Source organism: Rhizobium sp. S163, from assembly GCF_030380805.1.
Taxonomy (GTDB): Bacteria; Pseudomonadota; Alphaproteobacteria; order Rhizobiales; family Rhizobiaceae; genus Rhizobium.
The window spans coordinates 77,260-91,308 of record NZ_JAUDSA010000003.1; the positions used below are offsets into that span (position 1 = coordinate 77,260).

The 14,049-nt window shown below is 60.8% G+C and carries 14 protein-coding genes and 1 tRNA gene; 5 read left to right on the forward strand and 10 right to left on the reverse strand.

What is annotated here, in order from left to right; all coding sequences use genetic code 11:
- Window positions 1-47: 47 nt before the first annotated feature.
- Window positions 48-662, reverse strand: a complete 615-nt coding sequence (locus tag QTL96_RS00495) for a glutathione S-transferase (RefSeq protein ID WP_289726297.1) — start codon at window positions 660-662, stop codon at window positions 48-50.
- Window positions 663-771: 109 nt separating this feature from the next.
- On the opposite strand from QTL96_RS00495, the gene QTL96_RS00500 reads away from it, so the two are divergent.
- Entirely contained in the window at window positions 772-1,659 is an 888-nt protein-coding gene (locus QTL96_RS00500) for a LysR family transcriptional regulator (protein ID WP_289726298.1), read from the forward strand.
- Window positions 1,660-1,698: 39 nt separating this feature from the next.
- Here the strand turns inward: QTL96_RS00500 and QTL96_RS00505 are convergent, their stop codons facing one another.
- From QTL96_RS00505 to QTL96_RS00515, 3 genes are all read right to left on the reverse strand, one after another.
- On the reverse strand, window positions 1,699-1,992 hold the full coding sequence (locus QTL96_RS00505; protein WP_155947784.1) for a hypothetical protein: 294 nt from the start codon (window positions 1,990-1,992) through the stop codon (window positions 1,699-1,701).
- A gap of 494 nt (window positions 1,993-2,486) precedes the next feature.
- On the reverse strand, window positions 2,487-2,630 hold the full coding sequence (locus tag QTL96_RS00510; RefSeq protein WP_018900063.1) for a DUF1127 domain-containing protein: 144 nt from the start codon (window positions 2,628-2,630) through the stop codon (window positions 2,487-2,489).
- 308 nt (window positions 2,631-2,938) lie between these two features.
- Window positions 2,939-3,082, reverse strand: a complete 144-nt coding sequence (locus QTL96_RS00515; protein ID WP_018900062.1) for a DUF1127 domain-containing protein — start codon at window positions 3,080-3,082, stop codon at window positions 2,939-2,941.
- 678 nt (window positions 3,083-3,760) lie between these two features.
- Between QTL96_RS00515 and QTL96_RS00520 the strand changes: the two genes are divergently transcribed.
- The 4 genes from QTL96_RS00520 (at window position 3,761) to tig (ending at window position 7,355) form a co-directional block, all read left to right on the forward strand.
- Window positions 3,761-4,864 carry a DUF2157 domain-containing protein gene (locus QTL96_RS00520; RefSeq protein WP_289726299.1) on the forward strand — a complete coding sequence of 368 codons (1,104 nt, stop codon included), beginning with the start codon at window positions 3,761-3,763 and terminating at the stop codon, window positions 4,862-4,864.
- Entirely contained in the window at window positions 4,861-5,454 is a 594-nt protein-coding gene (locus QTL96_RS00525; protein WP_289726300.1) for a GDYXXLXY domain-containing protein, read from the forward strand. Before QTL96_RS00520 ends, QTL96_RS00525 begins: the two co-directional genes overlap by 4 nt.
- A 155-nt stretch (window positions 5,455-5,609) precedes the next feature.
- Window positions 5,610-5,694 (forward strand) — tRNA-Leu (locus QTL96_RS00530).
- A 182-nt stretch (window positions 5,695-5,876) separates the two neighbouring features.
- Window positions 5,877-7,355, forward strand: coding sequence for a trigger factor (gene tig / locus QTL96_RS00535; protein WP_018900059.1), 1,479 nt, complete (start codon window positions 5,877-5,879; stop codon window positions 7,353-7,355).
- Between the two features lie 259 nt (window positions 7,356-7,614).
- Here the strand turns inward: tig and QTL96_RS00540 are convergent, their stop codons facing one another.
- From QTL96_RS00540 to QTL96_RS00565, 6 genes are all read right to left on the reverse strand, one after another.
- Window positions 7,615-9,396, reverse strand: coding sequence for a radical SAM protein (locus tag QTL96_RS00540; RefSeq protein WP_289726301.1), 1,782 nt, complete (start codon window positions 9,394-9,396; stop codon window positions 7,615-7,617).
- Between the two features lie 180 nt (window positions 9,397-9,576).
- A complete protein-coding gene (gene sthA, locus QTL96_RS00545) occupies window positions 9,577-10,983 on the reverse strand; it encodes a Si-specific NAD(P)(+) transhydrogenase (RefSeq protein ID WP_112941440.1) in 1,407 nt (468 codons plus the stop codon).
- Between the two features lie 248 nt (window positions 10,984-11,231).
- Window positions 11,232-12,041, reverse strand: coding sequence for a DNA repair protein RadC (gene radC / locus QTL96_RS00550; protein ID WP_289726302.1), 810 nt, complete (start codon window positions 12,039-12,041; stop codon window positions 11,232-11,234).
- Between the two features lie 7 nt (window positions 12,042-12,048).
- Entirely contained in the window at window positions 12,049-12,885 is an 837-nt protein-coding gene (map, locus tag QTL96_RS00555; RefSeq protein ID WP_289726303.1) for a type I methionyl aminopeptidase, read from the reverse strand.
- Between the two features lie 219 nt (window positions 12,886-13,104).
- Window positions 13,105-13,317, reverse strand: coding sequence for a cold-shock protein (locus tag QTL96_RS00560; protein ID WP_018900054.1), 213 nt, complete (start codon window positions 13,315-13,317; stop codon window positions 13,105-13,107).
- A 470-nt stretch (window positions 13,318-13,787) separates the two neighbouring features.
- Window positions 13,788-13,991, reverse strand: coding sequence for a hypothetical protein (locus QTL96_RS00565; RefSeq protein ID WP_111563609.1), 204 nt, complete (start codon window positions 13,989-13,991; stop codon window positions 13,788-13,790).
- Window positions 13,992-14,049: the final 58 nt, after the last annotated feature.

A 14,049-nucleotide genomic window follows, 5' to 3' on the forward strand; every position in this document is an offset into this window, starting at 1 on the left:
TTCTCCTTCGTGGGTTTGTGAGGATCGGCGGCGGCGCGTGGCCTGTCTCAGGCCGCGTCGGGAATGCCGATCGCCGTCTTCTGGAATGGCCGGAAGCCGGGCAGCGCTTCCATGCGCTTCAGCCAGGCGCTGACATTGCCGTAGCGGAAGCGATCGACATTCCCCTCCGGCGCGCGGGCGATGTAGCTGTAGAGCGCGACGTCGGCGATCGTCGGCCGATCCGCGGCGATCCATGTCTTGCCGGCCAGTTCCGCATCGATCAGCGCCAGAATGCGGTGCGCGCGCCCGATCACCTCTTCGGTGTCGAAGCTCGCGCCGAACACCGTGACCAGCCGCGCGGCGGCCGGGCCATAGGCGATCTCGCCGGCAGCCACCGAAAGCCAGCGCTGCACGGAAGCGGCGCCCACGGCATCCTCAGGCAGCCAATCCGGCGCATGCTTCTTGGCGAGGTAGACCAGGATCGCATTGGAATCCGCAAGCACCAGCCCATTGTCATCGAGCACCGGGATCTGCCCGAACGGGTTGAGCGCCAGGAAGGCGGGCTTCTTGTGCTCGCCACCGGCGAGATCGATGTCGACAATCTCGGCGTCGATCCCGGCAAGCGAGATGAACAGGCAGGCGCGGTGCGCATGGCCGGAAAGCGGGTGCGAATAGAGCTTCATGGAACTGGTCTCCGTTGATATTGGCGAGGAGAATAATTGTTCCTGATTTCGTATGGAATTTCGATTATGAGAAAGGGACTGTTTCTCTGTGTGGAATAAAGGCTGCGATATGGATCGGCTTCAATGCATGAAAGTCCTGGTGCGGGTCTCCGAGACGGCAAGCTTCGCGGAAGCGGCGCGCCAGCTGCACATGAGCCCGCCCGCCGTCACCCGCGCGGTGGCCTTTCTCGAGGATGCCACCGGCGCGCGCCTCTTCGTGCGGTCGACGCGATCGGTCAACCTGACCGAGGCCGGCCGGCGCTATGCCGATGATTGCAAACGCATCCTGGCCGAGATCGATGAAGCAGAGGCCTCCGCCGGCGGATCGCACGCGACACCATCAGGCATGCTGACGATCACCGCGCCCGTGCAGTTCGGACAGCTGCATATCATGCCTGTCATGACCGAGTTTCTCGATATCCATAAGGGCGTGACCGGCCGTGTTCTGCTCTTCGACAGGATCGTCAGCCTTGTGGAGGAGGGGATCGACGTCGCGATCCGCATCGGCCGCCTGCAGGATTCCGACCAGACGGCAATCAAGGTAGGCAGTGTCCGCCGCGTCGTCTGCGGCGCGCCCTCCTATTTCGAACGCCATGGCGAACCCAAGACACCCGCCGACCTCGCCAACCACGCCACGATCGTCAACACCGGCTCGTCCGCACCGCTCGACTGGCACTTCGCCCCCGACGGCGCAGCCGCAACGCTCCATCCGCGCCTCTATTGCAACACGGTAGACGCCGCGATCGCCGCCTCGGTCACCGGCTGGGGACTATCGCGCCCGCTCTCCTATCAAGTCAGCCGTCACGTCGCCGCCGGCCAGTTGCGTCTGACGCTCGAAGATTACGAGGAACCGCCGGTGCCGATCCATGTGGTCCATGCCGAGGGCCGCCACGTCTCGGCCAAGACAAGAGCCTTCGTCGATTTCGCGGTGGCGAAATTGCGGGCGTTGGAGATGTAGGTGAACAATGAACTGCGATGATCCAATCGCCGCTAGGTCTCAGGAAGGCCCCCAGTAATAGCAGTAGTCCTCATCCTCGCCGATGTACTCCCAGACGCCGGCGTCATCGATCTCAAGATCGTTACAGGCTGAAGATGGGCCCGCATTGAATGTTGCCTTTGGCGCCGTATGCGCCTTCGCGCGAATGCGCCGGCCCATGATCATTGGCGGCCTGGCGCGTCCATCGGCGCCTGGAGGGATTTCGGAATGGCAGTGAATGCAGCGCGTAGCGGCGACTTTGATCTCTTCCTTGCAGATCGGGCAGGCACGAGTTTTAGCATTGGGGTCAGCCATCACGTTGTCCTTGGGAAAGTTGATCGGAGCACTTGGATGCACTGGGGGATCGGGCATGCAGCTCGGCTATGGGCGAGCCACGCCCGAGAATGCTGTAATGAGCTATTGTGCGCGCTGGCCCGCATTTTGGCCGAGTGCGCGGCACACTTTATTCGGCAGTTGTGTATTAGGCAATCGAGATATTGAGGCGGCGCGACCGGGGCGCCAACAAAGGAAAAGCCCGGTGCGGACTAATCCGACGCCGGGCTTCTGACGGATCGCATAGGGCTATGCATCCGTGGCAAGGTGGATTTCAAACCTTGCAACAAGATAACTGGTAGCAGCCAAGATGGTTCCAGAGAGTTGGAAGCAAACCGCTTATCAGTCTCAAACCGCGACCAAATCGACCATACACGGCCTATGTCGAAATAACTCATACGCCATAAAATCAATAACTTAAAACGCGAAAACGGCGCCTTGTGGGCGCCGTTTTGGGTACTTCAGGCGTTCCGCTATTAGCGGAAAGCGCGCGAAGCAATGTTGTGGATCTGGTAGCGGCTTACGCCGATGTCGGCCAGGGCCTGGTTGGAGAGGCTGCCGAGTTCGCTCAGGGTACGGCGGTAGCTAATCCAGCTCTTTGCAATGCGGATCGGGTTCATGGGGTAGTTCCTCAAGATCAGTTCAGTGAGCGGCGCGATTGCCGTCTCAGTGGTTGACGCTGATATAGGTGATCCCGGTCATATTGTGCAGTGCATTTATTAGGCTCCTGCCATGCAATTGTGCAGTACGATGCACAGATAAAGCGCAAGTGTCACTTTTTGAGCAGGCGGAATCCCGGGCGTGGCGCAACCCAGGCGTTAATGAGACGTTAAGAAAAAAGAAAACGCCCGTTGCCTGGTGGCAGCGGGCGTCTTGGTGAGGCGATTGGCTTGGGAGGAAGCGAACCGCCCTGAGATCAGCGAAGATATTAGCGAACGGCGTCGCGAGCAACGCGCTGGATGTCAGCGCGGTCGATGCCGAGGTCGTGCAATTCGCGGTTGGTCATGCGGCCGAGTTCGGTAACCGTCTGACGATACTTGCGCCAGTTGTTGAAAGAGCGAGAAATGTTCATGTCGATCCCCTTTCCGAGGGCTTGCGTCTGCCAGCTGCCGCCTATCGGCGCTGACCTCTATTTGATGAGCTAAATATATATTGCACTGCGAAGAGCTAACAGAGACAAGAATTCAACGCACATATGCGCGCGCTGCATTTCTCAAGCTGTAAATCGCACTATTGGGTCACGTTCTGGTCAATCAATAGGCAAAATGAGCAATCCAGCGGCGTCGGCGCGCATGAGCCGCCCTGCGGAGGATAAAACGAAGACGCCCACCGGATGCGCAATCCGATGGGCGTCCATACGTTTGACCGGCAACTGGGAGGAGGATGTTGCAGGTCGATCGGATTGTTTGGAAGGGAGGATAGATCCAAATCCCGATCATGTCGGCGGAAATCATATCCGAAGGCGTCCGGTAATCCGGTCCGGGTACATCCCGGCTGCGCGCATGCTCAATGGTTTTGAGTAGGAGTGCGATGCAGTATCTTGGCCGTCTCCATGCGCAATATGCATGGCATGACGTAGCGTAAGAGCAAAGTCTTGCCGGGCGATTAACAGCCACTCCGAAAGGCCTTTGCCGAAAGGGTCTGTGAAGGAAATCGCACGGAGCCGTTTCCTCAATCGCCAAACCGCGTCTATAAGGTTGAAAATGAGGCGCGCCGGAGGGCTGTTTGCGCGCGATTTGCGGGGTAGGGCATGTATCGCGGACGTCTGGAGAGGGATTTGTCACAGTGGGTCGGCAAGGGGTTGCTCACCGAGCAGACCGCCGAGGCGTTGCTCAAGGAATATGACGGGCGTCCGGCAAGTTTCAGCCTCGGCAATGTGCTGATGATTCTCGCGGCCATCCTGCTCGGCGCAGCCATTCTGTTGGTCGTCGCGTCCAACTGGGAGGCGATACCGCGTCTGGTCAGGATGTTCTTCATCGTCGCGCTGATCTGGTCAGTCCATCTCGGCGCCGGCGCTGCCCTCGTCCGTGGCCAGATCGCCGCCGCCAACGCGCTGCTCGTCATCGGCACGCTCACCTTCGGCGGCGCCATCTCGCTGGTCGGGCAGATGTATCACCTGTCGGGCGATGAGCAGACGGTCATGTATCTCTGGTTCGCCATGGCCGTGGTCTCGGCGGTGCTGTTCCGCTCGGGCGTGGTGTCGGGCGTGGCGGGCTTCCTCGCCTGGGGCAGCTTCGGCCTCTATCTCAGCGGCTCCGACATGCGCCTGATGACGCTCGATTCATGGGCGGCGCCCGTCATGGCGGCGATCGTCGTGGCTTTGGTGCGCTACACCGGCGCCGGCCGCGTGCGCCATCTGGCCTATCTGCTGCTGCTTGGCTGGCTCGCTTGGCTCTACACGCTGAATTCCGACCTGTGGCTGGCGCTGATCTATGTCATCGGCGGCATGGCGGTCTTCGTTCTGGTCAGCCTGCCGGTTGCGCGCCTGTCCTCGCTGATCAAAGGTGCCGGCGCCGCACCCGCCTTCTATTCCTTCCTGCTTGCCGTCATCGGGCTGTTCCTGCTGCATGTCGAGCTCGATGCCAGCAAATGGGTTCTCCCGCTCGGTATCGTCACACTCGCCGCCTCCGTGCTGGCGATCGCGCTGCAGGGGCGTGATAACGGCGCCGTCCGCTATCTGGCCTACACGGTCTTCGCCGTCGAAATCCTCTATCTCGGCTCGGTAACGGTTGGTTCCATCCTCGGCACCTCGGGGCTCTTCCTATGCTCCGGTCTCTTCGTCGCCGCCGTTGCGTGGATCGTCATCCGTCTTGAACGACGATTTGCCGGCAAGGCCAGGGAGGCGATCCAATGAGCATATTCTCCTTCAAGGGCTATTCGAAACGCCGCTGCGTTACCGCCGCCGTCACCGTGGCGCTGCTGCAGACGGCAGTGCTCGGCTATATCGTCCAGAGCCGGGCATCCGTCCTGCGCAATGGAACGCAGGTTCTGTTGAAGACGGCGCCGGTCGATCCGCGCGACTTCCTGCGCGGCGATTACGTGGTGCTGAACTACGACATCTCCTCCGTGCCCGTCTCCTCGATATCAGGCGCCATGCCGAAGGAGGCGGCCGAGCGCAGCCTCTGGGTGCGCATCAAGCCGGGCGAGGGCGGTTTCTGGCAGATCGCCGAATCATCCTTCGATAAGCTCCCGCCAACCGAAGGTACGGCCGTGCTCCACACCCAGCCCTTCTATAGTTACGGCGAGACATCGCAGGCCGAAACCATCCGTGTCGAATACGGTATCGAGCGCTATTATGTTCCTGAGGGTGCCGGACATGCGCTGGAAGAGGCGCGCCGCGATGGGCAGGTGTCGATTGCTGCAAGCGTTGGCGCCAATGGCATGGCGCAGATCAAAAGCCTGCTGGTGGACGGCAAGCCGGCCTATGAGGAGCCGCTTTACTGAGTTTGACCGGTTGCGGGGCAAGTCCGCGCGGTGGCGGGAAAAATCGCTGTCATTTGGCCTTCATTTTTCCTTTGCCTCCTCCAAATCGGGTGATATAGAGACGCCGCGCTCCGGAAGGCCTCATGTGCAGGCATATGCATGCGGTTTTTGAGAACGCGGGTATGGTGAAATTGGTAGACACGCCAGATTTAGGTTCTGGTGCCGCAAGGCGTGGGAGTTCAAGTCTCTCTACCCGCACCAAAGCTGGCTTGCAGGCGAGGGACCGAAAACGGTGCCCCTCGATTGCCCGGAGCCAAGCGCCGTTCCGCTCACGCAGAACGAAGAAGAATTGAGAACAAGCCACGCCCGGCACTTTCCGGCGTCGTGCTCATCGAAACGAACGGCGTCTGGGCACGGCCGCCACGAATTGAAGGTAGGAAGACATGCAGGTTATCGAAACGCTCGCTGAAGGGCTGAAGCGCGAAATCAAGGTCGTAATCCCGGCCAAGGACATGGAAACCAAGATGAACGAGCGTCTTGCCGACGTGAAGGACAAGGTCCGGATCAACGGCTTCCGTCCGGGCAAGGTTCCGGCCGCTCACCTCAAGAAGGTTTACGGCAAGTCCATCATGGCCGACCTCGTCAACGAGATCGTCCGCGAACAGCCGACTTCCATTCTCGCCGAGCGCGGCGAAAAGTCCGCCACGCAGCCTGAAATCGCGATGACGGAAGACAAGGACGAAGCAGAACTGATCCTGTCGGCTCAGAAGGATTTCGAGTTCACGCTCTCCTACGAAGTTCTGCCCCCGATCGAACTGAAGTCCGTCAAGGGCGTCAAGATCACCCGCGAAGTCGTTGATATCTCCGACGAGGAAGTCAACGAGCAGGTTCTCAAGGTCGCTGAAAGCGCCCGTTCCTACGAGACCAAGAAGGGCAAGGCCGCAGACGGCGACCGCATCACCATGGACTACGTCGGCAAGGTCGACGGCGTTGCCTTCGAAGGCGGCACCGACCAGGGCGCCGAACTCGTTCTCGGTTCGGGCCGTTTCATCCCGGGCTTCGAAGAACAGCTCGTCGGCACCAAGGCTGGCGACGAAAAGACCATCAACGTGACGTTCCCGGCTGACTACCCGGCCAAGAACCTCGCTGGCGCTGAAGCCACCTTCGATGTCACCGTCAAGGACGTTGCTGCTCCTGCCGACGTTGAAATCAACGACGAACTCGCTCAGAAGCTCGGCCTGGAATCGGCTGACCGTCTGAAGGAAATCGTTCGCGGCCAGATCGAATCGCAGTACGGCTCGATGACCCGCCAGAAGGTCAAGCGTCAGATCCTCGACCAGCTCGACGAAATGTACAAGTTCGAGACCCCGGCTTCGCTCGTCGACGCCGAGTACAACGGCATCTGGAACCAGGTTGCCAACGACCTCGCACAGTCCGGCAAGACCTTCGAAGACGAAGACACGACGGAAGAGCAGGCTCGCGAAGAGTACAAGAAGCTCGCTGAGCGCCGCGTCCGCCTCGGCCTCGTTCTCTCCGAAATCGGCGAAAAGGCCGGCGTTGAAGTGAGCGAAGACGAAATGCAGCGCGCCATCTACGAGCAGCTGCGTCAGTATCCGGGCCAGGAAAAGCAGATCCTCGAATTCTTCCGCAGCCAGCCGGGTGCGGCCGCTTCGATCCGCGCGCCGATCTTCGAAGAGAAGGTCATCGACCATCTGCTGACCGAACTCGACGTCACCGACAAGAAGGTCACCAAGGAAGAGCTGCTCGCCGACGAAGAAGGCGAAGGCTCCGAGAAGGAAGCCAAGAAGGCCGCTCCGAAGAAGAAGGCTGCTGCCAAGGCTGAAGCCGCTGAAGGCGAAGAAGCTGCTCCGAAGAAGAAGGCCGCTCCGAAGAAGAAGGCTTCCGAGGAAGGCGCCGAGTAATCTCCGGCCAATCTGGATTTTGATGAACCCCGCCTCGTGCGGGGTTTTTCATTTTGGGCGATGTTTCGGGGCAAGCCTTGCGCGGGCGGGGCACCGCATCCTCCCTCATTCCTGTGCTCGTCACAGGAATCCAGCCACGGCGCGTCTGCGCCGTGAAAAGACTCTTTCCGCCCAATGACTTGGGCTGCTGGATTCCTGTGACAAGCACAGGAATGAGGGCGGGTGAGGGTGCATGCGCTTTCAGCAAAAAGGCCCGCAATCAGCCCGCCCGATGCGCATGCGTGAGCTCATTGACCTTCTTGATATGCGAGACCGCCGCCTGTCCGCCCGCCGTCTTGGTGAAGAGTTCCAGCGTCTCGTCCTCGTGGTCACCAACAGGTGTCAACGCCTGGTCCATATAGGTCTTGGCATTCTTGTCGCGTGAAATCATAAAGGCGGTAACCGCCAGCCGCGCGATCGTGCCGCCGAGCTTCAGGTGCTTGGCGATCGTCTCGCCGATGAAGCGCGGCCAGAAGACCAGCGCGCTCTCGCGCGGCAGGTCGGGCCGGCGCTCGGAGGGATGTTTCAAGCGCAACAGGCCGCTCTGCAGAGGATGCACGTTTTCGAGCGGCACCGTGGTCGCGAACGACACCAGAACCTTGACCAGCCGCGCCAGCGGCACACCCGTCGTCACCGCCCGGCGCAGCAGCGTCTTCATATGATCAGGCGAATAGTAGAGCGACCATGCCTCCTGATAGATGCTCTCCCACTCCTGCTTGCTCATCTTCGGATGGTCGGTGCAGACATGCTCGACATCATAGATGTTGAGATCCGGATCCATTGCCACGCCCTTGCGGAACAGCGTCTGGTGATCTTCGGAGCCCGGAAGAGGGGTCAGCACGAAGAACTCGATCACGTCGAGCGGCAACTCGTGCTGGATGATCGCGATATCGCGGCGGATGGTATCCGGCGTATCGGCCGGGAAGCCGAGAATGTAGCCGGCCAGCGTCATGATGCCCTGCGCCTTCCAGGCGAGAAGCATCTTGCGATATTCGGTGATCTTGTTCTGGTTCTTCTTCGCCGCCGTCAGGTTGTCGGGGTTGACGTTCTCCAGACCGATGAACACGCGGGTGACGCCGGCGCGCTTCGATTTCTCGATGAAGTTGGGGATCTTGTGGCACAGCGTATCGACCTGGATCATCAGGCCGAGCGGAATGCCATCCTTTTCACGCAACTGGATCAACCGGTCGAAGATCGCTTCCCAGTCCTTGTTGCGCGCGAAATTGTCGTCGGTGATGAAGAATTTGTGGATGCCCTGCGCCCAGTTCATCCGCACCAGCTTCTCGACATCATCAGCCGTGCGGAAGCGCGACTTGCGGCCCTGCACGTTGATGATGGTACAGAAGGAACACTGGTAAGGACAGCCGCGCCCGGCATCGAAGCTGGTGCTCAATCCAAGCGTCTGCGCGACATTGACCTTCGGCAGGAACGGAACAGCGGCGCCTTCGATGCTCGGCAGGTCGTTCATGAAATTGTAGAGCGGCGCCAGCGTCCCCGATGCCGCGTCCTGCAGCACCTTGTCCAGCCGCCCCTCGACTTCGCCGGCGAACATCGAGATGCCCATCTCGCGGCATTCATCGAGGCCCACGGCGTGGCCGTCGAGCATCGAGAGACAGCCGGAGACATGAAAGCCGCCCATCGCAACAGGGATGCCGGCATCGCGGAAGGGCCGGGCGATATCAAGCGCGCGCGGATACTGGTTCGATTGCACGCCGACCAGCGCAACCATGCCGAAATTGCCGTTGGCTTTCAGCTGCCGCAGCAATGCGGATGTGTTCACCTGCGTATTCGTCTCGTCGATGACAGTAATGTCGATCCCGACACCGGATCCGAGCACCCGCCGCTCGGCGGAATCGGCGGCAATTCCATAGAGCGCCGCCAGCGAATTGGACGGGATCATGGCCCGCCACCAGCGAATAACGTAGCCGTCGTCGTCGTAGTGCGACGGCTTGATGAGGATGAGTTGAAAATTCCGGTCAGACGTCTCGGATTGTTCGCGCACGTTCACTCACTGGTAAGAGAGAACCCCCATCAGCGACGCTACCAGAGACTGCGGATTATACAAGGGACGCTTTTGCGACGTCGACACGCCCAAGATCGGGCGCATCCTATGTGTCTAAGCTATTGTTTCAGCTGTCATATCAGTGCCGTGATTGCAGCGTCGGACGCTCCGGCCGCGCGATCACAATTCCGACTTGATATCGCCCATCCGGTTCCAGGCATCGAGGCCGGCGATCTTGTAGGCTTCGGCGAGAGTCGGGTAGTTGAACGTGTTCTCGACGAAATACTCGACCGTTCCCTTGAGGTTCAGCACGGCCTGGCCGATATGCACCAGCTCCGTCGCGCCTTCGCCGACAATGTGGACGCCGAGCAGGCGGCGCGTCTTCAAGGAAAAGATCAGCTTCAGGAGACCGGTATCGAGGCCCATGATATGGCCACGCGAGGTCTCGCGGAAACGGGCGATGCCGCATTCATAGGGAATGCCGCGTTCCTTCATCTCTTCTTCGGTCAGGCCGCAGGTCGAAATCTCCGGCACGGCGTAGATCCCGTACGGGAAGTATTTCGGCGGCTCCTTGGCGACGGCACCGACGGCCACGCGCGCCGCGATGCGGCCCTGTTCCATCGACGTGGACGCGAGGCTGGGGAAGCCGACGACGTCGCCGGCAGCGTAAATGCCGGGCACCGATGTCTCGAACGTCTCGGGATTGACCTTCAACCGGCCACGGCTGTCGGCCTCGAGGCCCGCCGCCTTCAGGTTCAGCGCATCGGTGGCGCCCATGCGGCCGGCGGCGAAGAGAACCATGTCTGTCACCAGGCGGCGACCATTGTCGAGAATGAGCTCGACCTTGCCGTCATCGAGCTTGGTGACCTTCTCCGCCTTGGTGCCGAGCATGATCTTCATGTTGCGGTCGCGCAGCTGGTAGGTGAAGTCCTCGACGATTTCCTTGTCGATGAAGTCGAGCATCGTCGACTTCGGATCGATCAGCGTGACGGCGGTGTCGAGCGCGCTGAAGATCGTCGCATATTCGATGCCGATGACGCCGGCGCCGATGACGACCATGGAGCGTGGCAGTTCCTCGATATCGAGCAGCTCGTCGCTATCGAGCACCGTTCTGTTGTCGAAGGGGATATAATCCGGTCGGAACGGCTTGGTGCCGACCGCAAGCAGGATGCTGGCGGCCGAGACGCGCATGACCTCGCCGTCGTCCTTGACGATCTCGAGCGTCGAGGCGTCGATGAAGCTCGCCTTGCCGCGCAGATGCTGCACGCGGTTGCGCGCGAACTGGTGCTCGAGTACCTCGACTTCATGATCGAGCGTGATCAGCAGGCGACGACGCAGGTCTTCGGCGCTGATCTCCTGCTTCACCCGGTAGGCCTTGCCGTAGAAGCCGCGCTCGCGCCAGCCGGAGAGATTGAGCGCCGTCTCGCGCAAGGTCTTCGAGGGGATGGTGCCGGTATGGACGGAGACGCCGCCGACGCGCTTGCCCTGCTCGATGACGAGCACCTTCTTGCCGAGCTTGGCGGCCTGAATAGCACCACGGCGACCGGCCGGGCCGCTCCCCACAACAACGAGATCGTATTGAAACATGGAAGCAGGCCCCGGTTGAAAAGCTGGAATCATATTGCGACGCAAAATGGCGCGTTCACAGGTATCCGGTCAATGTTGCAGATTGATTTACGCCCGAATATTAGGAATGAGCGAGACGAAATAAGGGCGGCGGTGCCGGTTGCGCCAGAGACACCTCCATAAAGGAAGTCCGCCACCGACGATGAGAAAGAACAGGTCGCTCCAGAATAACGGATCCGACCCGTGTAGGGAAAATCCCGGCGGCGGTTTCAGATCAGCCGCAGCCCCTTGAGGCTGGCATGGCCGTCCTTGCCGATGATGATGTGGTCGTGCACCGTGATCCCGAGTGGCTTGGCGGTATCGATGATCATCTTGGTCATGTCGATATCGGCGCGCGACGGCGTGGGGTCGCCGGACGGGTGGTTGTGGACCAGAATGATCGCGGTGGCCGAAAGCTCCAGAGCCCGGCGCACAACCTCGCGCGGATAGACTGGCGTGTGGTCGACGGTGCCATGCCCCTGAACTTCGTCGGCGATCAGCGCGTTGCGCTTGTCGAGGAACAGGATCCGGAACTGCTCGCGGGTCTCATGCGCCATGGCGGCGTGGCAGTATTCGATCACAGACGACCACGACGACAGCACCTGCTTGCCGCGCAGCTCGCTCTTCAGCGTCCGGTGCGCGATGGTCGAGATCAGCTTCAGATCAAGCGCGACCGCCTCGCCGACACCCTTCACCTCCTGCAGCAGCGCGATCGGCGCGCCGAATACGGCGGCGAGCGAGCCGAAGCGGTCGAGCAGCGCCTTGGCGATCGGCTTGGTATCGCGGCGCGGGATCAGCCGGAACAGCATCAGCTCCAGCATCTCGTAATCGGCAAGAGCGGTATCGCCATGATCGCGGAAGCGCTGGCGCAGCCGCTCGCGGTGGCCGTGGTAGTGCTCTTCCTTGGCGGGCGAGGGCCGCAGCGCTGCGGGCTTGCCGGCCTGCTCGGCGAAGAAGGACCGCTCGTCCATGCCATCGTCCTCATCCGCCGCGAAAGGCGGCTGCAGGTCTTCGGAATGGGAAACCGGTCCTTTTGCCATCAGCGGCTCATTTTGTGAGGGGTGGCAGGCCCGGGCGGTCGAGCCCGCCGGGCGACAGCGTGAAGATCTCGCAGCCATCGGCGGTGACGCCGACCGTGTGCTCGTATTGCGCAGACAGCAACCGGTCGCGCGTAACGGCCGTCCAGCCATCGGCCAGCACCTTCACATGCGGGCGGCCGAGATTGATCATCGGCTCGATCGTGAAGATCATGCCCTCGCGCAGCTCCGGCCCTTCGCTGGCGCGGCCGTAGTGCAGGATATTCGGGCTGTCGTGAAACAGCGCGCCGACCCCATGGCCGCAGAAATCGCGCACCACGGAGCAGCGCTCGGCCTCTGCATAAGTCTGGATCGCCTCGCCGATGGCGCCGGTCCGGGCACCGGGGCGCACGGCGGCAATCCCGCGCATCAGCGATTCATAGGTCACCTCGAGCAACCGTTCGGCGGCCCGCTTGACGGTGCCGACGGTGTACATGCGGCTGGAATCGCCGTGCCAGCCATCGACCACATAGGTGACGTCGATATTGACGATGTCGCCCTCGCGCAGCGGCTTGGCATCCGGGATGCCGTGGCACACGACATGGTTGATCGAGGTGCAGGTGGATTTCGTATAGCCGCGGTAATTGAGCGTCGCCGGAACGGCGCCATTCTCAAGCCCGAAATCGAAGACGAAACGATCGATCGCATCGGTTGTCACACCCGGCCTGACGATATCGTCAAGCGCATCGAGACACCGGGCGGTGACCTGGCACGCCTTGCGCATGCCCGCGAAGGCATCGGCGCCGTAGAGCCTGATGGCGCCGGTATTCTTGGATGGCGCGGAGGAGGCTTCGATATAGTTTACCATTGCGGGGGCCTTAGCGGAAATTGTCGTCATTCATAATGCAGCTATGCCGGGTTCGTCCATTGCGATCAATGGGGGAGGCGCATTTAAGCTATCACGGCCTTATCGCACGTTGCCATCCCATCGGCACCCGAACGAGCCACCCGGCACCAGCAAGCCGGAAAACGAAAACGGCGCCCTTGCGGAGCGCCGTTCGCAGTCCTGCCGAGGCAGAAACCAGTATTAGTTGGCCGAGATGTTGACGGCCTTCGGGCCCTTGCCCATGCGATCCGGCTCGGTGTCGAAGGTAACCTGCTGGCCTTCGCGGAGCGACTGGATGCCGGAAGCCTGGAGAGCGGAGATGTGAACGAATACGTCCTTCGCACCGCCATCAGGAGTGATGAAACCAAAACCCTTGTCCTGGTTGAAGAATTTTACGACGCCTTTGGTGGCCATTGGGATAGGTCCTTTTCCCTGTAGTCTGTCTGGTATCCATCCCCCCGAGAGGAAATGGACGGCTTTCACTTTCGCGCTCCCTCATCTTAACTCAGAACGCGAAGGGTCAGTCGAGTAGTTCACGAACGGGGAAAGAACGTCTACGCGCGTGAAGGTCCCCCCACGCCGCCCCTCAAAGAAGGGCTCAGCCACATCAGTCCAGTCACCGGCATGCAAATGCCCGAGTACACAATTGGTGCCAGTAAACGGAGCAAAATGCAAGCGACATTATTCTGACACCAGCCGCTCCAAAGCGGGAATGGCCAAAGATTCAAACACTTGACGATTGGTAACGCTGAGCCGGTATCGCTGACCCATTCCGGGAATGCGTACCGGAACGGCACGTTCACATCCCCAATCCGTGCGAATGCCCAACTGTTGGGCGGATGCTCGCTAAACGCGAGCGGAATTCCCGGTAGACGCGAGTGATCTCAGCGGGCCGCGCCGGCGCTGAGCTTGTGCTGCACCATGTCGGCACTCCCACGCACATAGGAGACGGCAGGCTTGCCGGCGGCATCGGCGGCGGCATAGGCGATGATCGTCACGTCTTCCTCATAGGTCGAGACATAGAGCACCTGGGCCGGATTGACGTAGATCGTGTGATTGTGGGTGTTCTTGAAGCCGACGAATGCCATAAAAAGTCTCCTACCTGTCGCCTGGAGAGATATGCCACGCGGGCGTTGACGCAAGTTT

Bases quoted from the DNA above. Each gene is read 5' to 3' on its own strand.
- QTL96_RS00520 (WP_289726299.1), top strand. From the start codon at position 3,761: ATGTATCGCGGACGTCTGGAGAGGGATTTGTCACAGTGGGTCGGCAAG.
- QTL96_RS00510 (WP_018900063.1), bottom strand. From the start codon at position 2,630: ATGAACCCGATCCGCATTGCAAAGAGCTGGATTAGCTACCGCCGTACC.
- map (WP_289726303.1), bottom strand. From the start codon at position 12,885: ATGGTAAACTATATCGAAGCCTCCTCCGCGCCATCCAAGAATACCGGC.
- sthA (WP_112941440.1), bottom strand. From the start codon at position 10,983: ATGTTTCAATACGATCTCGTTGTTGTGGGGAGCGGCCCGGCCGGTCGC.
- radC (WP_289726302.1), bottom strand. From the start codon at position 12,041: ATGGCAAAAGGACCGGTTTCCCATTCCGAAGACCTGCAGCCGCCTTTC.
- QTL96_RS00560 (WP_018900054.1), bottom strand. From the start codon at position 13,317: ATGGCCACCAAAGGCGTCGTAAAATTCTTCAACCAGGACAAGGGTTTT.
- QTL96_RS00565 (WP_111563609.1), bottom strand. From the start codon at position 13,991: ATGGCATTCGTCGGCTTCAAGAACACCCACAATCACACGATCTACGTC.
- QTL96_RS00500 (WP_289726298.1), top strand. From the start codon at position 772: ATGGATCGGCTTCAATGCATGAAAGTCCTGGTGCGGGTCTCCGAGACG.
- QTL96_RS00515 (WP_018900062.1), bottom strand. From the start codon at position 3,082: ATGAACATTTCTCGCTCTTTCAACAACTGGCGCAAGTATCGTCAGACG.
- QTL96_RS00525 (WP_289726300.1), top strand. From the start codon at position 4,861: ATGAGCATATTCTCCTTCAAGGGCTATTCGAAACGCCGCTGCGTTACC.
- QTL96_RS00505 (WP_155947784.1), bottom strand. From the start codon at position 1,992: ATGGCTGACCCCAATGCTAAAACTCGTGCCTGCCCGATCTGCAAGGAA.
- QTL96_RS00495 (WP_289726297.1), bottom strand. From the start codon at position 662: ATGAAGCTCTATTCGCACCCGCTTTCCGGCCATGCGCACCGCGCCTGC.
- tig (WP_018900059.1), top strand. From the start codon at position 5,877: ATGCAGGTTATCGAAACGCTCGCTGAAGGGCTGAAGCGCGAAATCAAG.